18 protein-coding genes are annotated in these 22504 nt (G+C 55.6%); 2 read left to right on the top strand and 16 right to left on the bottom strand.

Going from position 1 to position 22504, the window contains the following annotated elements:
• The first annotated feature begins 213 nt into the window (after positions 1-213).
• Positions 214-1803 (top strand): AMP-binding protein, encoded by a 1590-nt coding sequence (locus M0P74_12935; protein ID MCK9364490.1) that lies wholly within the window; start codon positions 214-216, stop codon positions 1801-1803.
• An 8-nt stretch (positions 1804-1811) separates the two neighbouring features.
• Here M0P74_12935 and M0P74_12930 read toward each other — a convergent pair whose 3' ends face one another.
• The 16 genes from M0P74_12930 to M0P74_12855 all read right to left on the bottom strand — a co-directional run bounded on the left by M0P74_12930 (position 1812) and on the right by M0P74_12855 (position 19515).
• Positions 1812-2333, bottom strand: a complete 522-nt coding sequence (locus M0P74_12930) for a cohesin domain-containing protein (GenBank protein ID MCK9364489.1) — start codon at positions 2331-2333, stop codon at positions 1812-1814.
• 78 nt (positions 2334-2411) lie between these two features.
• Positions 2412-4229 (bottom strand): type II secretion system ATPase GspE, encoded by a 1818-nt coding sequence (gspE, locus tag M0P74_12925; protein MCK9364488.1) that lies wholly within the window; start codon positions 4227-4229, stop codon positions 2412-2414.
• Positions 4226-6760, bottom strand: coding sequence for a type II secretion system secretin GspD (gene gspD / locus M0P74_12920; protein ID MCK9364487.1), 2535 nt, complete (start codon positions 6758-6760; stop codon positions 4226-4228). Before gspD ends, gspE begins: the two co-directional genes overlap by 4 nt.
• Entirely contained in the window at positions 6760-7554 is a 795-nt protein-coding gene (locus tag M0P74_12915) for a tetratricopeptide repeat protein (protein MCK9364486.1), read from the bottom strand. Before M0P74_12915 ends, gspD begins: the two co-directional genes overlap by 1 nt.
• Positions 7555-7610: 56 nt before the next feature.
• Complete coding sequence (locus tag M0P74_12910) at positions 7611-8534, bottom strand: AAA family ATPase (GenBank protein MCK9364485.1); 924 nt, start codon at positions 8532-8534, stop codon at positions 7611-7613.
• A gap of 80 nt (positions 8535-8614) precedes the next feature.
• Positions 8615-9517, bottom strand: coding sequence for a hypothetical protein (locus M0P74_12905; protein MCK9364484.1), 903 nt, complete (start codon positions 9515-9517; stop codon positions 8615-8617).
• A gap of 87 nt (positions 9518-9604) precedes the next feature.
• A complete protein-coding gene (gspN, locus tag M0P74_12900; GenBank protein ID MCK9364483.1) occupies positions 9605-10441 on the bottom strand; it encodes a type II secretion system protein GspN in 837 nt (278 codons plus the stop codon).
• On the bottom strand, positions 10438-10995 hold the full coding sequence (gene gspM / locus M0P74_12895) for a type II secretion system protein GspM (GenBank protein MCK9364482.1): 558 nt from the start codon (positions 10993-10995) through the stop codon (positions 10438-10440). The genes gspN and gspM overlap by 4 nt, the downstream gene beginning before the upstream one ends.
• Positions 10992-12521 carry a pilus assembly protein PilM gene (pilM, locus tag M0P74_12890; protein MCK9364481.1) on the bottom strand — a complete coding sequence of 510 codons (1530 nt, stop codon included), beginning with the start codon at positions 12519-12521 and terminating at the stop codon, positions 10992-10994. Before pilM ends, gspM begins: the two co-directional genes overlap by 4 nt.
• Positions 12521-13453, bottom strand: a complete 933-nt coding sequence (locus M0P74_12885) for a type II secretion system protein GspK (GenBank protein ID MCK9364480.1) — start codon at positions 13451-13453, stop codon at positions 12521-12523. Before M0P74_12885 ends, pilM begins: the two co-directional genes overlap by 1 nt.
• 17 nt (positions 13454-13470) lie before the next feature.
• Positions 13471-14118: a prepilin-type N-terminal cleavage/methylation domain-containing protein gene (locus tag M0P74_12880; protein MCK9364479.1), complete on the bottom strand. Its 648-nt coding sequence runs from the start codon at positions 14116-14118 to the stop codon at positions 13471-13473.
• The gene (locus M0P74_12875; protein MCK9364478.1) at positions 14118-14528 is read right to left on the bottom strand and encodes a prepilin-type N-terminal cleavage/methylation domain-containing protein; all 411 of its coding nucleotides are present in this window, start codon (positions 14526-14528) and stop codon (positions 14118-14120) included. The genes M0P74_12880 and M0P74_12875 overlap by 1 nt, the downstream gene beginning before the upstream one ends.
• Positions 14482-15003: a type II secretion system GspH family protein gene (locus M0P74_12870; protein MCK9364477.1), complete on the bottom strand. Its 522-nt coding sequence runs from the start codon at positions 15001-15003 to the stop codon at positions 14482-14484. The genes M0P74_12875 and M0P74_12870 overlap by 47 nt, the downstream gene beginning before the upstream one ends.
• Before the next feature lie 10 nt (positions 15004-15013).
• Entirely contained in the window at positions 15014-15460 is a 447-nt protein-coding gene (gene gspG / locus M0P74_12865) for a type II secretion system major pseudopilin GspG (GenBank protein MCK9364476.1), read from the bottom strand.
• 186 nt (positions 15461-15646) lie between these two features.
• Positions 15647-16876 (bottom strand): type II secretion system inner membrane protein GspF, encoded by a 1230-nt coding sequence (gene gspF, locus M0P74_12860; GenBank protein MCK9364475.1) that lies wholly within the window; start codon positions 16874-16876, stop codon positions 15647-15649.
• Between the two features lie 209 nt (positions 16877-17085).
• Positions 17086-19515 (bottom strand): penicillin acylase family protein, encoded by a 2430-nt coding sequence (locus tag M0P74_12855; GenBank protein MCK9364474.1) that lies wholly within the window; start codon positions 19513-19515, stop codon positions 17086-17088.
• Between the two features lie 566 nt (positions 19516-20081).
• Between M0P74_12855 and M0P74_12850 the strand changes: the two genes are divergently transcribed.
• The coding region (locus M0P74_12850) for a S8 family serine peptidase (GenBank protein MCK9364473.1) at positions 20082-22504 on the top strand (2423 nt) is incomplete at its 3' end.

Here is a 22504-nt window from a genome sequence, read left to right as displayed (position 1 = left end):
ATGATCTGAAAACTGGGGCGGAGCAAAATATGCAGCGATGTGTCTGCGGAAAAAATGGTCGTGCTGCGGGTCGATAACTTTAACAGGAATGAGTGCTTTTGTACTCCCAAGAAAAGAGGCAAGTCAAGATTTTTTTTGACATTGGCAGCTTCCTGGGTTATTCCCTTCCCGGAACTGCCGGAAATCAAATTTCTTATTTATGGGGGACAGGCGATGGAGTTCGTAAGGAAGACTATCTGGGAGTTGGTGGAGGAAATTGTCGCGCGCTATCCCGAGCGGGACGCCCTGATCCATCGGGAACGAGGCGTGCGCTGCAGCTATCGGCGGCTGAAGCTGCATGCGGAAAGGGCCGCACGGGGGCTGATCGCGCTGGGACTCGGGAAAGGGGACAAGATCGCCTTATGGGCGCCGAATATCCCGGAGTGGATCATCGCCTTTCTCGGCATCGCCGCCAGCGGGGGAGTCGTTGTTCCAGTGGACCCAGGGATGCGGGAAGACGACCTGCGCTTCATTCTGGAGCAGTCCGAATGCCGGGGCATCATCATGGCCGCCGGAATGGAGGGGCAGGAATATGTGGAGATGCTCCGCAAGATCAAAGATGAACTGCCCCTTTTACGTGAGACAATTACCATCTCCGACGAAATTTTCCCCGATATGCTCCCGTGGACTGAACTCTCCGCGCACGGGGAAGGCGTCACGAAGGAGCGTTTCGAAAGCGCCGTCGCGGGGGTGCGTCCGGCGGATCCGGTTGCCATTATGTTTACCTCCGGCACAACGGGCCGGCCGAAGGGGGTGGTGCTAAACCATCTCGGGCTCCTCAACAAATCGCTTTTTTCCAACGAGCGTCAGGGCCTCACTCATACCGACCGGCTTTGCCTCTTCTTTCCCCTTTTTCACATGTTCGGGAGCACCTGCATCGCCCTTTCGGGCCTGATCCAGGGGGCGGCGCTGATCATGCCCGCCGCTGCCTTTGCCCCCCCGAAAATTCTCCAAGCCATTCGGGAAGAGGGCTGCACAGCCATTTACGGCTCTCCCTCCATGATTATCGCCCTACTGGAAAACCCGGAATTCCGCAAGGAGGACTGGGCCTTGGTGAAGCGGGGGGTGTTGGGCGGCGCTCCCTGTCCCGTCGAACTGATGCGAAAACTGGTGGAGGACGTGGGTGTCTCCGAAATCGCGGTCGCCTATGGAACTACCGAGGCCAGTTCGTGGCTGACCATGACCCTCTCGGGCGACCCCGTTGAGCTGCGGGTAGGAACGATCGGAACCTCCCTTGCCTGCAATGAGGTCAAAATAGTCGATCCGCAAACCGGCGAAGATCTGCCGGTGGGAAGCGCCGGGGAAATCTGCACCCGCGGCTTTCTGATGCAGGGATACTATCGAATGCCGGGCGCGACGGCAAACGCCATCGACCATGACGGCTGGTACCATACCGGGGATCTGGGGCGGATGGATGAGCGGGGGTATGTTTACATCACCGGGCGGCTGAAGGATGTGATCCGCAGAGACGGGCTGGAAATCTATCCATCGGAAATAGAAGATGTTTTGTACAGACATCCGGAGATCGCCGAGGCACAGGTCTTCGGCTTTCCCCATCCGGAAAAGGGGCAGGAGGCGGCAGCGTGGGTGCGGTTGAAAGAGGGCTCGCTCCTTACCGAACAGCAGGTGGCCTCTTACCTGCAAGGAGTCGTGCCCCCCGACAAAATGCCCGGCAACGTCAGAATCGTCGCAAGCTTCCCGATGACCAGAAGCGGCAAGGTTCAGAAATTCAAGCTCGCCGAATTAATTGGGGACAGCCACTAATAAACTTATTAGTGGCTGTCCCCAATTATAGTGATTTTGCCTGATTTTGTCTTGCAGGGGATGTCCTTGAGGTCGTCGCCCATAAGCTGCACTTCCGCAGTTTCGAGCAGGGTTTCGCGATTATCGGTCAAACCCTTTTTTAGGGAAAAAAAGAGCGTAAGCAAGGTGACGTCCTTGCCCGATATTCCCCGGGCGGCCGCCATGACTACGATCAGTTTGCCCGGGGTTTTGTCGTTGATGACGTGCATCATCGAATCGGTGCTTTTCGACCGGGCGCCTCCCTTAAACGTGAGCAGTTCCTTGTTATAAGCAATAACCAGCTTGACGCCGGCGAGATGCTCCACCTGATCGACGACCAAGGGAACGCGGATATCCTGTCCCGCTTTGGCCCGCTGGTCGGGGATCGTCAGTTCCTCCCCGAAAACGGGAGAACCCCAAAAAACGAGCGCAAACACAAACCCCAGCAGCGCGCCCGCCCGTAAAAAACGGGGGATCTGTCGTCCTGTCTGTCGGCGCTCATTTCCGTTCATATTCTACTCCTTTATTAATTGGGGACAGCCACTAATAAATTTATTAGTGGCTGTCCCCAATTAATGAACAGTCCCCAATTAAACAACTTCCTCGATGTCTTCCTCACGCTTCAGGATACGGGTGACGCGGAAGACCTCTTCGATCGTTGTCGTCCCCTCCCGCACCTTTTTGGCGCCGTCGGCAAGCAGCGTCGCCATTCCGCGCCGGACAGCCTCGTCCTGAATCTGGTTGGAATCGGAAGTCTTCAGAATCATTCGTTTCATGGCATCATCGAGGATCAGCACCTCGAAGATCGCCGTCCGCCCCCGGTAGCCGGTGTTCATGCAGGCCGCACAGCCGGTTCGCCGGTAAAATACCGTTTCCGAATGGTTTTTTCTGCCCAGTCCCAGATTGATAAGCGACTCCTCGTCGGGGATGTAGGCCTCCTTGCACTTCGGGCAAAGCACCCGGACGAGCCGCTGGGCAATGATCGCAATGACGGATGAGGTGACAAGGTACGGCTCGATCCCCATGTCGATAAGGCGCGTCACTGCAGAGGATGCATCGTTGGTGTGCAGCGTCGAAAAGACGAGATGGCCGGTAAGCGACGACTGAATCGCGATCTCCGCCGTCTCCCGGTCGCGCACCTCGCCGATCAGGATCACGTCCGGGTCCTGGCGAACGATGGAACGCAACCCTTGGGCAAAGGTCAGATCAATCTTCGGGTTCACCTGGATCTGGCCGATCCCCTCGATCTGGTACTCGACGGGGTCTTCGATCGTGATGATGTTCACCTCCGGGCTGTTGATGCTGGAAAGCGCCGCGTAGAGGGTCGTCGTCTTGCCGCTTCCGGTCGGCCCCGTGACAAGGATAATTCCGTAAGGCGATTTAATTAAACTATTGAAAGAACTAACTTTCTCATCGTCCATCCCCAGATCGGAGAGTCTCAGCACCGACGAGGTCTTGTCGAGGAGTCTCAGCACGACCCGCTCCCCGAACGAGGTGGGGATCGTCGAGACGCGGATGTCCACACTCCGGTCAGCGATCTTGATTTCGATCCGGCCGTCCTGCGGGAGCCTCTTTTCCGCGATATTGAGGCTCGCCATGACCTTGACGCGGGAGACGAGCGGCGAATGGATCTTGCGGGGCAGACTCAGGATATCGTAGAGGATGCCGTCGATCCGGTAGCGCACCCGCACGTTTCCCTGGTACGGTTCGATATGGATGTCGCTCGCCCGGTCCTTGACCGCCCCGGAAAGCAGCAGATTAAGCAGCTTGATGATCGGGGCGTCGCTGGTTTCGTCAAGCAGATCGCCCTTTTCCTCGATCTCGGAGATGAGGCTGTCCGTTGACTCACCGGAAATTTCCTCGAAAAACTCCTTAGCCGTGCTGCGGCTGAGGTCATAGGCGATGTTGATCGCCGCGTTGATCTCCTCCTGCGTTGCCAGCACCACCACCCGCTCCGGCAGGTGCAAAATCCGGCAGATATCGTCAATCGCCTGAAAATTATAGGGATCGTTGACGGCAATGACCGCCCCTTGCGGCGTATCGATAAGCGGAACGGCCTTTTGTTTTTTCAGGTGCTGAATCGGAAAATGGGCGGTGAAATCTGTGTCGATGTGGTCAACCGGGAGTTTTTTCCAGAACGGGATTCCCCACTCCTCCCCCAGCGCCGTGAGGAGGCTGCTTTCGGACAGCGCCTTCTTCTGCAGGAAAAAATCAACGATCCCGCCGTCGTTTTCCTGCGCCTGCGTCCGCGCCTCGGCAATGATATCCCCCGGAACTCCAAGAACCGCAAGACGGGCATCGAGGCCAGCCGCTTCAGTCAGCGCCTTTTCCTGGAGCAGCAACTCGCCCGGCGCGGCAGCCGGCTGGCCGGTATGCCCTTCAGTCGAAAAACCCAACGGCGCGGTCATTGCTTCTCCCTAGCCTCCGTCTTCTTCTGCGGCATCGTCCGGATCGTGCCTTCCTGAATGGTCTTCATATAATCCATCTTCTCATCCTTGATCTTGCGGGCGTCTTCCGGCTGCTCGATAATCCGGGGGGTGATGAAGACAAACAGATTAGTCCTTTTAGCCGAAGTGGATTTTGATTTAAAAAGCCATCCCAGAAGCGGGATGTCTCCCAAAAGAGGCACCTTGTACGTTCCGCTTTCGGAATCGTCCTGGATCATCCCGCCGATAACGACCGTCTCCCCGCTCTTGACCACAATGGTCGTCTTGGCGGTGCGCTTCAGGGTTGTCGGCGTCAGCACCTGGCTTCCCGCTGAGTCCACAGATGCGGACTGGGAAACGACCTTCGTAACGGTCTGGTCGAGCTTCATCCGGACAAACCCGTCCTTGTTGATCTGGGGGGTGACCTTGAGCGTAACGCCAACGTCCTTGTATTCGTAGCTGCTGTAATTCGTCGTTCCGGTCACTCCCACCACCCCTGAATCCTGGCGGGATACATAGGGAACATTCTCCCCAACGGTAATCTCCGCGTCTTCGTTGTCAAGCACCAGCAATTGCGGTGTGGAGAGAATCCTGAAATCCGAATCGCTCTGATAAGCCTGAATAAAGGCTCCGAGATTGGGAAATGTTATCGGAACGGCCCCAATGGTTGCAACCGTGATCATCTGGCCAATCACACCGAATGATAGCCCGGAAGGTAAACCTTTATTTGCAATAAGACCCTGGGCAATGCCATAAGATCCCTTATCTCCGCTGACGCCACCGATTATGGCCCCAGTCTTGCCGTCATACGAAACCGCGTTCGCTCCCTGCCATTCGACTCCAAGCTTGAAACCCTTCTCCGCATTCACCTCCATGATCAGCCCTTCCAGATAGACCATAGGTCGGGTGATGTCCAATTTCTGGATCACATCCTCGATGATCAAGTAGTCCGCTGGATCGGCAGTAACAATCAGCGAATTCGTGGACTTATCCGCCATGATCTGGACATTCTTGGAGAAGACGGCGCCCGAAGATGAAGCCGCGGCAGCGGCCCCCGCCGCACCGGTGGGTTTTGCCTGCTGGGGAAGACCTGTGAGAACCTTGACCAGATCCTCCGCCTTGGCGTTCTGGAGATAATAGACGCGGATCGTCCCTGACCCTCTGGGAACCTCCTTGTCCATAAGGTCCAGGAGCTCCCGGATTCTCGCCATGTCGTTTTCCGCCGCCAGGATAATCAGCGCGTTGGTGCGATCATCCGCGACGACCCTGACCGGGGAAATGTTCACCCTGCCGGGGCCGACCTGCTTCTGAAAAACCATCGCCAGGGATTTGGCCATCTCCGTCGCCGAGGCGTACTTCAGGGGAATGTACGAGATCAGCTCTCCGACCCCTTCCACGTCGAGGGCAGTCACGATATCCTGAAGACGCTTGATGTTGGAGAGGACATCGGTAATGATCAGCATCCCCGCCGGCGGGTAGGACAGAACAACGCTCGTCTTGGAGATCAAGGGGTCGAGCACCTTCTTCATATCGTCGGGGGTCGCGTGCTGGAGGGAGAGGATCTGCGTCACGATCTTGTCCTCGGGCGCAATACTCTCTCTTTTGAGCCGAAGCTCCAGGTTCTTCCCCCGGGCATCCAGGGCGGGAATAATCTTGATCACCTCACCAGCCTCGACCGTGGCAAAACCGTAGATATCGAGAACCGACTCGAACACCTTGTAAACCTCGGCAACGGCGATCTTCTTCGGGGAGATGACCGTCACCTTCCCCTTGACCTTTTCGTCAACAACAAAGTTCCTGCCGGTCAGTTCGCTGACAAACTTAATAAAAACAGTTATATCCACATTGTCGAAGTCGATTGTCACGTACCGGCCCGACCCGGCGGCAGCCGGAGAGACAGCAGTCGAAGCGGCGGCGTTCTGTTGAGCGGCCGGGGATGCCTGTCCCGCCGCCGCTGGTTGATTAACTGGCGACGCCGTTGCTCCGGAGGCGGGCTGCTGCACCCCAAGGGACGGTCCTGCCCCGAAGCGCGGACCTCGTTCCTGACTCTGCACCGGCGCCGGAATCGCATGTGCGGGGGTGCGCGGCGCCTGCACATTTCCCTCAGCCGGCTTCACGGCTTCGACTGTCTTGGCCGGGGCAACTGTCTTTGTCACTTTCTCCGCGGCATTCTTTTCTGCGGCTGTTTTTTGCGGCGCAATCGCGGATGGCGCCGGTGCGGTTGTGACCGGCTGCTCCTCACCCGCGATGCGGGCAGCGCCGGAAACACCCGGCAGTAAAACAAACAGGGCGGCAAAAATCACGAAGGCCGCGACAAGGACGGAATACCTTGATTTATTGACAACGGCGTTCCCCCCACGCAACGTCCGCCTGGTCTGTCTTAAAAGAGCGGATAACGGCCTTAGCAGGGATGAAGATTTTCCACGCTTCCGGAGACCTTCCAGGCTCTCCCCGGCGCTCTCCCTCCCTCTTGCAACTGCAATTCGTTCCTCAATTATGCTTAATGATGGCATCAGTTTCTTACCCCTCCATCTATTTCCTTAAATTTAGGCGATGCTACCACCTTTTTCATGTCGGCATCCTTTTTTACCCAATTCATAACTTCTTTGTCTATAGATATCGCCATCTTGAGATACCAGAGGCTCTGATCAATATCATTTTTCTGCGCGTAAAGACAGGCCATGTTGTAATACGGATCCAAATAGTCCCTCTTCAGCAAAACCGCCCGGCGAAACAGGGCCAGTGCCTTGTCGCCCTTTTTTTCGGCCAGATAAACAACCCCGAGATTGTTCAGCGCCTCCACATTATCTTCATCAAGGGTCAATATTTCCCCGTAGAGGGTCTTGGCCGTGCTGAAATTGCCGCTGCGCTGGGCAAGCGCCGCCTCTTCCTGACGACGCTTTATCTCCGCAGCCTTTTTCTCGTCCTGCACCTTCTTGCTGTCGGCGGCAGAAGGCTTTGCCACGCTCGTCTTCAGGGCGGCGTCATCTGCCGCGAGAACCGCCGCCGGCTTTGGCATTGGGAGCGCCGCTTGTTTCCCTGTCGAACCGGCTAAGGCTGTTCCCCGCTCTGCCGATGACGCCGGGAGCTTTTGAGCAACGGACACGGACACCGGCGCCAAAAAAAATTTAACGGCCAGCAGCGCCCCCGCGGCAACAATTACGATAGTCGCAGCAAAAATCGCAATCGGTTTTTGCCACGGGCGCCTCCGCCTTTCGGGAGGGAGGGAAGCAGCATAATCCACCTTCCCATAGCAATTATCTTTTTCTGTTTGCGCCTTGCGGAGCGCCTCGTTGATATAACTCATTTTTCTTCCCCGTCAAGCTGTTTGATGGCCCGACGATCCATCAAAAAATCCCACGCTCAAAACCACGGCCACTGAAAGTATCCGATTATAATCAGCATTGCCCAGAGAAGCAGGGCCACGGCAATTTCCAGCCGCAGCCGCGTCTTCTGTCCGGATGTCCGGGCCAGGTAACCGGCGCCGAGGTCGCGAATCGCCGCCCGGACGATGCGCCGATCGACCGTGCGTTTATCCCTGCTATAGGCAACCAACAGCGCCCGGTCGCAGATCGCGTTGATTCGCCTCGGTATTCCCTCGGAGGCTCGGTAAATATAGCCATAACTCGCCGGCGAAAACAACTTATCGAGGTTCCCGGAGGCGGCGGCAAGCCGATGCTCCAGGTAACCGCGCACATCCTTTCTGCCCAGCGGCTTCAGGTCGTAACGGACGGTTATCCGCTCGTTCAACTGGCGAAGCGACGGCAACGATAGCATCTCCTGCAACTCCGGCTGCCCCAAAAGCACAATCTGCAGCAGTTTTTCGCTGGCCGTCTCCAGATTCGACAGCATTCTGACCTGTTCCAGCGTCTCGCGGGGCAAATTCTGCGCCTCATCGATGATCAGGACGGCGTTTTTCCCACGGGAAAAATTTGCCAGCAGGAAATCGTTGAGCGCGTCTATATATCTTTTCTTTGTTCCTCTGCCGCTCCCGATTTTTATTCCAAACTCCTGGTTAACCGTTTTGAGGAGTTCGAGATCGGAGAGGGCCGGATTGAAGATCAGCGCCGTCGCTACTGAATCGCCCAATTCCGAAAGCATAAACCGGCAAAGGGTTGTTTTTCCAGTCCCTATCCCCCCGGTAAGCGCCATGAACCCCTTTTTCTCATGTATCCCGTAAAGCAGGCAGTTGAGCGCCTCCCGATGCCGCGGGCTCAGATACAGGTAGCGCGGATCCGGAGAGAGGGTAAACGGGTTTTCCTTCAGCCCGAAGTATGCCTCGTACATTATTTAAAACCCCAAAACAGTGGCGTTCTCCTCCTCTTAACCCCTCTTGCCCTCTCAATAATCGGCGCAGCGCCGTTTCCTTACCGGAACTGGTAGTTCAGCGTCTGCGGCTTCCCGCCGCGCTGCAGCGAAAGGACCGCTCCCGAAGCTCCCTTCAGCGTATTGAGGAACGAGATCATGTCATCCGCCGTCTGGATTCTGTTGCCGTCAATCCCCTGGAGAATGTCCCCGTTGACGATTCCCATCCGCTGGTACATGCTGCCGGGCTGAATATTGGTTATCATGAAGCCGTCGGCAACCCCACCCTTAAAGTAGGGGCGAACCTGCGCTTGGCGGAGCAAGCTCCCCATGTCGGCCAGAGCCGCGGAAATCTCGCTGCGGTTGATGACCGTTCCCCCGCCCGGCGCCACTGGCAAAGCGGGAAGCGCTTTTGCCTCGGCCCCAGGCAGAACCGGCGCCTCGGTTTTATCGGCCATCTTCAACGTCCGTTCCTGGTCGTTGACCAGCACGTCAAGCGCGTTTCTTTTGATCCGGATAACCCTGGCGCCGGAAATTACATCGCCGATCTTGACCAGCCTCTGTTTATGCGCGCTTTTTTCTTCGATTACCGCAAAACCGTGCTTCGCGTCGCCGGCGACCGTGCCCCGCAGATCGAAAAGCAGGGCTATATCCTGCTGCGGCTGCGCCGGCTTGTTTTTCGCCTGCTTTTCCTCGATAGTCTCGGCCGTTGTGCCAAAAATATTTCTTTCGGGGATAGCGTTATAAGCATCCAGCGGCTCGCGAAGCGCTGCAGCCGTTGCGGGCGCCCTGATTTCCAGAGCGGGGGGCGGCGTCATGCGGAGCAACTGGAGCGTCAGGGCCTGGTAAAATACACCGGACGTCTGATAGAGCAAAACGGCCATCAATGTCAAAATAATCGTCCGCCGGGAGAAAAACCCCTGGAAGTCGGAAAGTGAAAAACGAAAATAATGCGCCCAGTCCACGTCTGCAAATCCCTTAAAAGTAACGAAAATTATCTACTGATAGCTGCGGACGCGACTTAAGCGCGTCCCTCCATTTTATTCCTCATTTTACATCAGCTTCACCGTGGGATTGCCCCATACGCCGCCGATCGTCATCGGCATCCGCCGGCCGCCGGCCCCTTGCAGCTCGACCGAACCGGTCAAATCCAGCCGGCTTTCTTGCAAATCGGCGGCGAGCAGGATGTTTCCCTTCAGCGTGATGCGAAGTTTGTCGCCGTTTACCGTCAGATTGGTTATTTTCAGCGCGCCGCTCTTCATCTCCATTTTCAGGTCAATCCGGCTGAAAGCGATTTTGTCAAATCCCGCAACATTCTCTAAGAGCTGGTAGCTTCCGTTTGTCAGCGTTGCCTCCAGCTTGCCGGCGACGTTCTTCAGCGGCCCGGTCTCGCCGGTCGCCGCAAAAGAACCCTTCATGGTTCCGGAAACCTGACGGGCAAGAGACTCCTGAAGCAACAAACACTTTTCCAACCGCAGCCCTTCAAACCGCACAGTTGACGAAAACGGACCACGCAGCGAAAAGGCCTTCGCCAACTCCCCGCTGCCCTTGATCTCGCCCCCGTACAGGGTCGCCGTCGCCGCAGCCGCAACCTTCCCCTGAATCACGGAAAGCCAGCCGGGGGCAAACGCCAGGCGATTAACATGCAGAGTCGCCTCGGGACGGCCGCGAAAACCGATGGTAAGATTTTCCAGCGCCATGCCGGGCGGAATCGTTGGCCCAATGGAGTCGAGGACAAAGAGCAACTCCGGGTAGCGGGACGCCGCGGATGCCTTCAGATAATTTTTTACGGCATCGCCCGGAAAACGCAAGTATAGGAAAATAAACAGCATCAGGACGCCTGCCAGTACGTATCCGAAAAAGGCCCGGTTGATTTTGAAGAGCTTCATCGGGCGCGTCCCTCCCCGCTCGGGTTCTGATAGGTATAAACCTGGATCTCCGCGACCAGATATTCCGGCGCCTCCTTCATCTTGCCGATCGACAGCCGCCGTATCCTCACCATCTGTTCCGGCGATTCCACATTATATAAAAAATCGGTCAGTTGTTTGCTCGTCAAATTCTCAACCTTTATTTCCACGGCAGTTTCCTCGTAGGCGCCCACCGCGGTCGGCTTCAGCGGGTTGATCGATTTTATGTGCGCCTTCAGTCCGTTTTCATTAGCCTTTCTTTCCAGATAGGAAAAGAGGGCGAATCCGGGCAATCGCCTTTCGACAACGCCTTTTATTGCCTCTGAAGAACGCCTGAGAACAGCATACTCCCGACCAAGCGTCGCCAGCTCCCGGAGGGTCTTTTCGTTGGTCACGATCGACGTCTGCACCCTCTGGCGCGCGTCTATCCAGGGGAAAACGGCAAACTGCATGAACACAGCCCCCGCAACGAAGATTAGCCCAATCGTCAGGGCCCGCTTCTGACTTTTTGTCAACTGCTCCCAGAACTGCTTCATCTTTTTCGGACCACCTTGAGATTAAACTCCACCCCTTTTTCCCTCTTCAGCAGGCTGGTGGAACCAACCGTCACCGTCTTTACGTATTTTGAGCCTTCCAGCTTCTTTTTGAACGCCTCCATCGCGTCGAAATTTGGGGCCTCTCCCTTCAAAACAACCTCGTTTCCCTCTATGGAAAACGAGGAAAGCGTAATCTCCGGCTGGGCCGAGACCGAAACGTCTCTGAAGATATCAAGCGCCGCAGCCGACGACACATCGCCGATGCCGGCCATCAGCTTTTTTGCCTCGGCGATCTTGCCCCGGAGTTGCACAACCGGATCGACAATCCTGGTTGCCTCGGGGTCTATCTTCTTGAACTCGGTGAGCACATCCTTCTTGAGACGGGAGAGCTGGAGGCGCAGGGCGTAATCTCCCAGCCCGAACTCAAGGCCGGCCAGGAGGATGATCACCCCGGCCGCGATCGCTGTTTTTTTCAGGATGCCGCGCAGGTCTCCCGACCCCGCCCGCGTTTCCTGCTCGCGTTTCAGGAAGTTGAAGCCCGTTCCCTTGCCGAGGGGTCTGGCCGCCAGGGCCAGGGCCTGATCCATAACGGCCGCATCCCAGGAAGAACGGAGATCTGCATCGATTCCGAAGCCCCCCTCTGCCAGCAAATCGGTTTTTTCGACGGGAATTTCCAGTAAACGGGACAACCCTTCGGCAATGCCAGGCGCTTGGGAACCGCCTCCAGTCAGGATTATTTGGGTGGGAAATTCGGGAATCTGGCCCTTCTGCTGCAAAAAGGCGATGGTATTTTTCAGCTCGGTAAAAAATGGTTGAAGAACCTTTGAGAGCGCCTCAAGTCCCTCTTCGGTAAATTCCCCTTTTATCTTAATTTCTTCCGCAGCTTCCGCATTCATTCCGCAGGACTTGGCAATGGCCTCTGTCATTTTCTGGCCGCCGAAATAAAAATGACGAATATGAAAAACGCCCGTCTTGCCGAAAAAAACAGCCGTCGTATCCTGAAGGCCGACATCCAAAAGCAAGGCGCCGGTCGGAAAATCAGGCTGCCGGGCAAGAAAGGAAGCAAGCGGAACAGCGTCAATATCGAGCACCGCCGTTTCGTGGACGTATGGGGATAGAAGCTTGCGGCGGTCGTCGATCAGAGCCCTTTCGGCAATCGCGGTAAACAATTTGGACTGTTTTGCCCGTTCCGCAAACGTATAGTCAATCAAGACGGCGTCAAGGGACTGCTGGATGAACGGCTCTACCGCAAAGGCCAATGTTTGCCTGATCTTCCGTTCGTCGCGAAACGGCAATTGGATATTGCGAAATGAAAAAAGAGCCGCGGGAAGAGTCGATACACAGATCGCGCCGTCAAAGGCCTGGTCGGAAAAAAGCTGCTCCAGGGCCTCGGCAATCCCGCCGGCCTCGGCAATCCCGATGCGGCAAAAGCCCGCTATTTCGCCTCCGCCCCGGAACCCCCGGTTGAGCAACACCGCCTTGACGCTCCCAGCGCCAATATCAAGACCCAAAAATTTTTCCGGCATTACTCCACTCTCCAGGCCAGGGCTGCAACCTTTGTTCTGCCCGCATCCCTGTTAACTATCGCGATAATCTGCTTTGTCATTCTTCCCTGCACGCCCATCGCCTTAATCTGAAAGTTGTCGCTTTTAACCGTTATGCTTCCCGCCGGGATATTAGCGCCGGACGCTTCCGGAACTCCACTATACCAGCCGGGATTGGCGACGGAGTTTTTCGGGTCGTGGCGATACCGGTCCAGCGCCTCCACCGCCTCGCTTGTCATCTGCGCCGACAGCGCCAGCAGCACCGGCTTGGGCGCGGTATTGATGTTGATCTTCCCGTCGCCGAACACGGTCAAACAGTTGACGAGGCCGTAAAACCGCTCCGACCCGTAAAACAGCTCACGGGAGACCCCCTTTATCATCATTAATTCTTCAATGCAATCAAGAGGAGCATTTTTCACCCGACTCTCCACGCCCCTGTCGGTTGTCTCGCTGTCCGCATCGATCCAGTCCTTGATGGCGTCGGTGACTTCCTCTGCCGCTCCCTCCTCCAGGCGGAAATAGGAACCGGTCAGCAGGCGCAGCAGCATCTCCCGGATGGGAACATTGTAGGCGTTGCCGCTCACCAGCAGGTTTATCGGAATTCTGCCGCCGATGTCTTCTATCGTCAGTTTGAACGAGGCTTTGTCGAAAAATTCCGCCGCTCTCAGGGAGAACATTTCGGTATTCGCCCAATCCTCTGTAAGGGCGTCATACTGGTTCCTGTCATTCAAAAGAACCGCCTCTCCGGCATAAAGGACGGATTCTGCCACATATCGCAACTGCGCCTGATCGCTCAGATTGGCCGCCTCATAAACCTCTGAGCGCATATCGCGATTCAACTGAATCGTCAGCGCCACGATGATGCTGATCATCAGAATTACAACGATCAGGGCTATGCCCCGTTGATTGGTCATGCTTCCATCGCTTTGCATCATCGGACCGCAGTTACGGGCAGATATACCCGTGTCATGAACGGATAGGGGTGGTCCGGATTTTTGGGATTTACCAGAAACAGGCGGATTTCGACGATCGTCGGGGCCTTCTTCCTCTGACTTTCTTCGCCCGCTTCGGAATCCCATGTTTCGTATTCCTTCCCCTTGTCGTCAAAAAAAATGCAGGTCAGGCCGGCAATCCGGTCGCACAAAAGAAACCTCCGGGGGGGCGGCGCCTCCTCCCCCAGATCACGGCTCAACGAATCGCTGCGATAGAGGGCAAACCCTTCGCCTTCTTTCTCTTCTTCAACACTGTACTCTATAACGGCGACCCCGCCTGCCTGCTCCTCCTTCCCGAAGACGACGTGGGCGGCGGAGCGGAAAATCATGCCGGTAAACTCGTTGTCCCCCAAGAAATACTGCTTGGCAGAAAAGGGGAAAGCCCTTTTCCAGGGAGAAACCGCTTCCAGATCCCTCGTCATGCGCTCCAAGGCAGCCCGCGCCATGCCGTAAAGCTCGGCATCCTTCTTCGTTTCCGCGATGATGCGGAAGGTGCCCGTATAGGAGGCATAAACGGTGGTCATAACGATCCCGAGGATTAAAATGGCGAGCAGAATCTCGATAAGCGTAAAACCATTTTCTCTCACTAAATCAACACCTTGTAGAGAATCAATCGGTATGCGTTGCGTTTGGCCAGCCGGCTGTTGACCACGGTCACAACAAACTTTTTGATGAGTTTAATTTCCGTATCTTCTATCGTCACCTGCCATTTATAATCGGGAAATTCTTCCCCGAAATCGCCGCTTTCGGCCCTGCTCCCGAGGGCGTCTAACTGTACCATTCTGCCCTGGGCGAGCAGCGCTGCCGTGGTGAGAAAACGCGAATCTCCCGCCATCAAAATGCTCTGCGACTGCGACCGGTAAACCGCGACCAAGGCGATCGCCAGAATCGCCATCGCGATCATCACCTCCAGGAGCGTAAACCCACGCTTCCGTAATAAAGCGCCGGGCTTACCGACCGAAAGTCTGTCCTTCTTCAGCAAATGTATAATCGACATATTTTTCATAAACAGTCACCGTATTAAGAAACGGCTGGAAAACAACGGTGAACTCCCGATCATTTTTTTTAAGATGAATAACCGCCGGGTCAACATACCCCTGGCGATGAAAGCGGATTTCGGCGTCTCCCTCTGTTTGTTTTTCCTCACCGGGCCGAATGAAGTCGGTTATTTTCAACCCATCGGCAAAAGGGGACGCCTTTTTACGGATTTCAGCCAGTTTTTCCGGCGTGGTGTCGGCGCTGTAAACCCAAAACCCTGGATGGGCAAGATCCAGATGCAGGATATAGTCAACCTGCTCGCGAATCGACTCATTTTTCAGCTCGCGGGCCGCGCCAACGAGCCGGCGCGTAGCCGCCTTCAGGTCGTCGGAAAGGACGGCATCCCGGACGCGCGGCACAGCGACGAGCAGCATCATCCCGATCAACAGGACGACCACAGACAGTTCTATCAGCGTATAGCCCCGGTCGGTCATGCTATGAACATTAACCTTCGGTTTCCCAACTATTGATGTCCCGATTCTTCCCCTCCCCGCCAGGCTCTCCATCGGCGCCGCGACAACTCAGATCGTAATCCCCGTGGACCCCGGGGCAAAGATAGATAAAGTCGTAATCCCAGGGATCCTTCGGCACCTTTCCCTTTTCCAGATACCCGCCCTGACGCCAGTTGCCAGCCTGGGCGCCGACCGCCGGCGGCTCCACCAGGGCTTGCAGCCCCTGCTCCGTCGTCGGGTAGTTTCCGGTGTCTAATTTGTACAGTTTCAGGGCTGTTTCGAGACTCTCAATCTGGATTCTCGCCTTCGCCTGCCTCGCCTCGTCCGGCCGTCCCATAATCCGGGGAACAATCAGCCCCGCCAGGATGCCGAGGATGACGATCACGACCATCAGTTCGATGAGGGTAAACCCTCGTTGATTGCGTCTTTCTTTTCTCATTTTCATTTCCTCTCTATTCGAAAATCCCCCCATCCCCCCTTTGCCAAAGGGGGGCAAGGGGGGATTTTCATACTTGGTTGTGCCCCCCGGGCATGGGGGTTTATATGAAAATAGAATTTATACTAACAATATCCGTGTCTTACAGCGCATAACTTTTGAGACCTGCGGACGCGCTCCGTTCGCCGCTTAACGCACCAACTGGTTCATCTCAAAGATGGGCAGCAGGATCGAAATCACGATGAACCCCACCACGGCGCCCATCGCGAGGATCATCGCCGGCTCCAGAAGCGACGTGATCATGACGATATTGGCCTCCACCTCTTTCTCGTAGGCGTCGGCAACCTTGAATAGCATCTTCTCGACATTGCCGCTCTGCTCGCCGACGGCAATCATCTCGACGGCGATCGGGGGAAAAAACTGGTTCTTGGCAAGCGGAACGGAAAGGCTCTGCCCCTCTTCGACATCCTTCGCCACCCTTTTGATCTCGTTGGCGATTAGACGATTGTCAACGACGTTTCTGGCTATTTCGAGCGCCGACAAAAGCGGGACGCTGCTCTGGAGGAGCGTCCCCAGCGTGCGGCTGAAACGTGCGACGGCAACCTTGCGGTTGAGACCGCCGAAAAGGGGAAAATTCAGCTTCAGCCGGTCCCAGAAATTGCGCCCCGCTTCCGTCTTTTTGATCGAGGAGCGCAAGCCGACAATCCCGGCGCCGACAACCAGGGCGATTATCCACCAGAATGATTTCAGAAACCCGCTGACCACGATCAGAAAAACGGTTATCGCCGGCAGCGTCTGATGCATCTCACTGAAAATATTCGTGATATTTGGAACGACAAAGGTCACCAGAAAAAGCAAAACCCCGCTGCCGATGAAAAACATGAAAAGCGGATAGGCCAGCGCAGTGCGGATCTTGGTTCTCATCTCCTGCTGATTTTCCTGAAAATCGGCCAACCGCTCCAGAACCAAATTGAGCGTCCCCGACGCCTCGCCCGCGCGCACCATGTTGAGGTAAAACGGCGGGAATATCTTGGGAAAGTGGGACAGGGCGCCGGTCAGGCTGTTCCCCTCATTGACCTCTTCGCGGATGCGGACGATTGTCGAGCGCAGAAGCTGATTTCGTATCTGGGGCGCCAGCGCCGAAAGGGAAGGCACCAGGGGCAGCCCCGCCCCGATCAGCGTCGCGAGTTGCCGCGTCATGACGGAAAGCTCCTGGAGGCCCACCCGTTGGAAAAGGCCCGTGGCGGTCTTGCCGGCAGTGGTTTCATTATTTCTGCTTCCCGAAGCTTCGCCTATTGCAACGGGAAAAACGCTGCTCTCCCGCAGCTTCTGGCGCGCGGCCGCAAGGCTGCCGGCATCAACAACACCGCTTTTTCTGCGGCCGCCAACATCAAGCGCTGTGTATTCATAAACCGGCATAAGATATCAATTTCCCTTTCCCGTTACCCTTGCGTCTGCATCTAACACACTGCCAATCTTATTTCAAGGATGTCGGCAAGAATGACACGGCATGCCGTACCCCTACAACGGCGAGGCCAGAATTGGGGTCAGCAGAATTGAGTTAAGAAAACGCCCCGCCAAAAATGGCGAGGCGTTTTCACAGGCTTTTTCAATTTAACAGGTTAGACCTAAAACAGCGGGAAATCCCGGTAAACGAAATTGTCGTACGCAGGCGTCATCGTGAAGAAATTTGCGTCAAACGCGGGCGCCCCGCCGCCGCCTACCCGGATATCCCCGGATTCTCCCAGTGGGAACATGCTTTTGATCTTGAGGGGACCGGCGCTGCCGTATTCAAGAACATGGGCATAGGTGGAACGGGACGAGAAGGGTATCTGGTGAACCAATCCCAGCATATCGTGCTTGAAATCGATGGTGCCGCGTTTGGCCGTGCCCCAGGGCTGAGCTCCCAATGTAACAAGCACATTGTCGAGGGCCTTGACGATAATCGCGTCGGCGGTCTGCGGCTTGGCTCCATCGGCATTTTGGAACCAATTGTAATAGTTTGTGACTCCTCCGGTTCGCAGGCCATGCAGCAACGTGTTGAAGAGCACCCCGTTGACCTTTGCCTTTTGAATTGTCGCGTTGGCGTCCAGCTCCTCGAACGTGAGATTAATAACCTCCTTTATCCACGCGTCCATCAGCATCCAGGCATCGGCACGGTCCGTTCCCGTGGCCCAGGAGGCGGCGCCCCCATCCACGAAATGGCCGTCCCATGCGGTCAGCAGGGCAAGCGCGGCTGTCCGGGCAGCAACAGGCGCATCCGGGGCCGTATTCACCGCCGTGGTGAAATACGAAGAAACATACTTCCATGGATTGCCCCCGCCGCCGAAGGAATCCGTCGTGGCGATATTGAGGGCAATATCCTTGACCTGGTCATAGGTAAGATTGTTATTCGCCGCAAGGTAATCATCAACCACATGAGCGCGATGGAAGGGGCCGAAGGAGTAGCTGGCGTTATTCCAGGAATTGGGGTACCCCGCACGCGACTTATTGTTCCAGCCGCAATAATATCCCTGGCTTGTGTTGCGATCGGTTGAGCGCGGAATCAGCTTTGCCGAATCCCACTCAAGGGCTGCGCCAACGGCGCCCTGCGGCATCCGCCATTCGCCGCCATAGGGACGTACGGGATCCCTGCCCGACATCCAGTAAGCGATGTTCCCATCCCTGTCAACATATGTAAAATGCTGCGACAAGGGGACATCTTCAATAGCCGCCCCGAACTGATCCATGCTGGTCGCCCGGGCCAGGCCAAGATACGCCTTGATAACCTTGAATTCATATCCCCAATGAGAATATTTCCAGGCAATGGGGGGAGCCGCGTTGATAACCGGCCCATGAGACGTCCGGTATATCGGCAGGGAGACATCCGCTGCGCCGGCGACCTTGATCGTTTCCGTCCTGTGCAGAGTCATTGCCGACGCCGGTTCCATATAGTAATCAACCGTGTGGGCGTGCCCCACCTGCATAGACCACGCATGATGAGGAGTACGGCCAATGACAATGGAGGGAAGCCCCGTGATTATCATCCCGGAGACATTCAAGCCGCCGGCTTTTATAGAACCCTCGCCGATGATTGAGGGAACCGTAAATCCCATCTGCGGGCCGGAGTAGAGCATCGGATTGCCGGTCGCCGTTTTGGTCCCCTTGATCGCCCAGGCATAACTGCCCATCTTCACGTAAGCATTGATCTTTTTCAGGTTTTCGTCGATCTGTTCCCGCGTCTCGGAGATGCTCGCAGCAACCGCGCGCAGATCGGGGAGTGAGGACGGCGGGTTATCCATCAGCGGCGTCCGCGCTGCCTGGCTCACGGCAAGGGGAACTTTCACTGGATTGGGGATATAGGTCAAGGCGCTGGGATCGTCAAGCCATCGCAAGTCCTCAAACATTTTTGGCCCTGCGGTCGTTCCATATTGAGCCACAAGCCCCTGGTACAATGCAGCATTATCGATCTGGCCTGATTTTTGCGCCTCGACGTCAAAATTTCTCATCATCAGCACGGCCCACGCCAGCACATCCTTGTAACTCCAGTCCTCCAGCGTCGCACTCGTGATCCCCACCGCGGAAAACTCAAAGGGGAGCAGGGCCGGATCCTTGCGAATCTCGGAAATGCGCCGGTTGAAACCTGCCACATAACCATTGATGACTTCCTTCTCTTCCGCCCCCAGCGCGGCAAAACCATCCGCCAGCTCCTGGTCGGAATAGCCGGTGGTGCGCACCAGCTTGTCCTGGTTCAAAAAGGCGTTCGAGGTCCCGGCGCCCAATATCTCGGCCAGTCGCCCCCGGGCGGATCGTCTGAAGGTTTCCCCCTGCCACAGACGGTCTGAAGCCACAGCGTAACCCATGGCTTCAAAGACGTCATAGAGACGGTCCTGCTCCGCCCCGGCGATGAACAAGACGCCTTGAGCATCGCGCGTCGTCGTAACCGTGGATGCCCGCGGTACGGGATCGTCGCTACTGGAACAACCGGAAAAAATTACGATTAAAAAAATTAAAAGAGTAAGTGAGATAAACCTATGGAAGGACGATTTGTTCAATGCATGCAAATTTCTTGTTTCCATCTTTTTTCCTCCTTTTTATGACATTCACCAATTGAATTGAAACACCCGCACATCCCCAGTGAAAAACTCCCGGCCCTTGGCGATAACTTTGGACAATTGCAAATATCATCCTTACGTTACGCTTTGTATGAAAATCCCCCCATCCCCCCTTTACCAAAGGGGGGTAAGGGGGGATTTTCGTGCTTCGTTGTGCCCCACGAGCATGGGGGTTTGTATGAAAATAGAATTTATGCCAATAATATCACTATATTAAATCGTGATCTTTTTTACGTCTTCCGGCAACCCATGATTTCCAATTTTATGAACATTAAGCTACGCTTTCATCATTAGTTGTGCTTGCCCCAAGCATGGGGGTTTATTAAAATTACGCTCTAAGTGGTAACTATTGGGGGGTTGCAAATGCGGGTTAAAGGTATCGCCACGCCGAAAGAAAGTCAAGCCGTAAATTCATTCTTTACCGGCCTCTTTTATTGATACTGAATTCTTCCCCTTGACTCCCGGCAGGGTCAATTGTAGATAGTGAAAAAGACGGCAGCTGCTTATCCCAATGTAAGAAAAAAAGAGCTATGATGTTTACGGATTCTGGACTTAAAAGATATTTTGCTATACGGGTCATCGCCGCCCTCTTCGCGGCATTCGTGTTTTTTCCCGCGCCTGCCCCAAGTGCAGCTTCCGAAAAATTAAATACGCAACCATATCTTGTTGTTGAAGCTAAGGACGGGCAGGTCTCGATAGACGCGAGGAATGCTGAGATCACCGAACTTTTGCCGGCCGTGGCGCAAAAGACGAAGACAAACATCCTCATCGGCGCGGGGGTCGAAGGCAAAATCACCGTAAAGCTCTTTGCCGCGACCATAGAAGAGGTGCTGCGGGCGATATCCCAAAACAGCGCTGTTGTTTATGAATACCTGCCGGAGACGGAAAGCTGGCGCGTGTTACGGGCGCTGATTGTGGCGGAAGCAAAGGAGAAAAACACGGGTTCGCCTGCGCATCTGGCAGCAGCTAACGGCAAAGGCGCCCCGTCCACGAAGCAGTCGGGAAAAAGCTCGCAGCAAGAGGACTCTATCGTAAAAACGAGCGCCGCAGGGAAACAGGCAAAAACCCCGGCCGCAGCGCCTTACGCCGCCAATCTTGAAAAACGACCTTCCTATAAAGCCGGAGAACTGCTGGTAAAATTTAAAGATGAGGCAGCCCCGGAGCAGATTGCCGCGCTGCATGCCCGGCTGGGAAGCGTCGTTCTCAAAAATCTCCCCAAACTGCGGTTGCAGCGGATAAAGCTGCAGGACGGCTTTTCCGAAGCTGAGGCGATAAGGCAATATCAGGAAGCTCCAATCGTCGAGCATGCCGAGCGGCACGCGCTCCGTTATCCGCAGGCTACCCCGAACGACCCCAGTTTTTCCAGGCAGTGGAACCTCAAAAAGATTGGCGCGGAGGCGCTATGGAATATCTCAACCGGAAGCCGGGACGTGATCGTCGCCGTCATTGACTCCGGTGTGGATTATTCTCATCCGGATCTGCGGGACAATATCTGGATCAACGAGGCGGAAAAAACCGGTATTGACGGAGTTGACGATGACGGCAACGGTTATATTGACGACATATACGGCTGGGATTGCGCCAATAACGACAACAATCCGTTCCCGTTCGATCCGGACAACATCTACGGCCACGGCACGCATGTTGCTGGAATCGTCGGGGCAGTGGGCAATAACGGCGTCGGCGTCTCCGGCATTAACTGGAAAGTCCGCATCATGCCGCTGAAGGTCAATGTCGATAACAGCTCCGAATTTATCAATGCCGATATTATAGAGGCAATCGACTACGCCATCGCCAACGGCGCACAGGTTGTAAACTGCAGCTTCGGGGGCAATGCAAGCTACACTGATGAACGTGCGGCCTTTGCCCGTTTGCGGGAAAAAGGAATAATCGCCGCCTGCGCCGCGGGGAACTACAGCAACGATCTGGATATCAGCGGGAAGATCTATCCGGCCAGCTACGATCTTGACAATATAATCTCCGTCGCCAACACCGATTCCACAGACGCGCTTGCCAGTACAAGCAATTATGGGAAGATTGAGGTGGATGTCGCCGCTCCCGGCAACCTCATCTACTCGACGTTTCCGTTTTCCGGAACCTCCGTCAAGGCCATAGACCTGTTGCCGCCGGCCGAATACCCTGCAATCGGCATGGAATACGCCGCCCTCACCTCCGATTCCGGGATTATCGGCGCACTTTACGACAGCGGCATGGGGTATACCAATTATGACTGCGATATGATGGGATACATCGATCAGATTCCCGACGCCGTTTCCGGGAATATCGCCCTGATCAAAAGGGGCAATTGTGACGGAGTTGCGTTCACTTTCTCCCAAAAAGCCTTGAACGCGCAGGCCAAGGGGGCGAAGGGAATTATTTTCTACAACGATGTCGTGGATGACTTTGACATAGGGGGCGGAACGCTTGGTTCGCCCGGCGTCTGGGTACCGGCGGTTTCGATCACAAAAGCCGACGGCGAGGCGCTGCTGGCTATGCTCAGCACGGGCACGGGGGTTCAGAGGGTCACCCTTATCAATAAACCATCAACTAATCCATACGATCCATACGGCTATAAAAGCGGCACCTCTATGGCAGCGCCGCACGTCGCTGGACTCGCCGGGCTGATTTACAGCCAATGCCCTACTGCCGGCTACGCGGACGTCCGTGATTCAATCATAACCAATGTTGACAAGATCGACGCCCTCGCCGGCAAGGTTGCCTCCGGCGGCCGGATCAATGCCTTCGCCGCGATGACCGGCCTGTTTCCGCCGGGCGATCTTTCCGGCAACTGCATGATCGATTTGGCAGACGCGATCATCGCCCTGAGGCTTATGGCCAGCATGGATACTCACCTGGTCTGCCCCCTATCCGCCCCAAGCTGCCGCCTCGACGTAAACAACGACGCGATAACAGGCCCCGAAGAGGTTATCTACATCCTCCAAAAAATCTCCGG

The sequence above is a fragment of the Syntrophales bacterium genome (assembly GCA_023229765.1).
In the GTDB taxonomy this organism is placed as follows: Bacteria; Desulfobacterota; Syntrophia; order Syntrophales; family UBA5619; genus DYTH01.
Note: the sequence above shows the minus strand (reverse complement) of the source record. Positions and strands in the feature narration are given on the sequence as shown.

Coding starts and splice junctions, on each gene's coding strand:
- M0P74_12870 (MCK9364477.1), bottom strand. CDS start 15,003: ATGACCGACCGGGGCTATACGCTGATAGAACTGTCTGTGGTCGTCCTG.
- gspF (MCK9364475.1), bottom strand. CDS start 16,876: ATGCCGGTTTATGAATACACAGCGCTTGATGTTGGCGGCCGCAGAAAA.
- gspN (MCK9364483.1), bottom strand. CDS start 10,441: ATGAAGCTCTTCAAAATCAACCGGGCCTTTTTCGGATACGTACTGGCA.
- gspG (MCK9364476.1), bottom strand. CDS start 15,460: ATGAGAAAAGAAAGACGCAATCAACGAGGGTTTACCCTCATCGAACTG.
- M0P74_12885 (MCK9364480.1), bottom strand. CDS start 13,453: ATGACCAATCAACGGGGCATAGCCCTGATCGTTGTAATTCTGATGATC.
- M0P74_12910 (MCK9364485.1), bottom strand. CDS start 8,534: ATGTACGAGGCATACTTCGGGCTGAAGGAAAACCCGTTTACCCTCTCT.
- pilM (MCK9364481.1), bottom strand. CDS start 12,521: ATGCCGGAAAAATTTTTGGGTCTTGATATTGGCGCTGGGAGCGTCAAG.
- gspD (MCK9364487.1), bottom strand. CDS start 6,760: ATGCCATCATTAAGCATAATTGAGGAACGAATTGCAGTTGCAAGAGGG.
- gspE (MCK9364488.1), bottom strand. CDS start 4,229: ATGACCGCGCCGTTGGGTTTTTCGACTGAAGGGCATACCGGCCAGCCG.
- gspM (MCK9364482.1), bottom strand. CDS start 10,995: ATGAAGCAGTTCTGGGAGCAGTTGACAAAAAGTCAGAAGCGGGCCCTG.
- M0P74_12915 (MCK9364486.1), bottom strand. CDS start 7,554: ATGAGTTATATCAACGAGGCGCTCCGCAAGGCGCAAACAGAAAAAGAT.
- M0P74_12875 (MCK9364478.1), bottom strand. CDS start 14,528: ATGTCGATTATACATTTGCTGAAGAAGGACAGACTTTCGGTCGGTAAG.
- M0P74_12930 (MCK9364489.1), bottom strand. CDS start 2,333: ATGAACGGAAATGAGCGCCGACAGACAGGACGACAGATCCCCCGTTTT.
- M0P74_12855 (MCK9364474.1), bottom strand. CDS start 19,515: ATGGAAACAAGAAATTTGCATGCATTGAACAAATCGTCCTTCCATAGG.
- M0P74_12935 (MCK9364490.1), top strand. CDS start 214: ATGGAGTTCGTAAGGAAGACTATCTGGGAGTTGGTGGAGGAAATTGTC.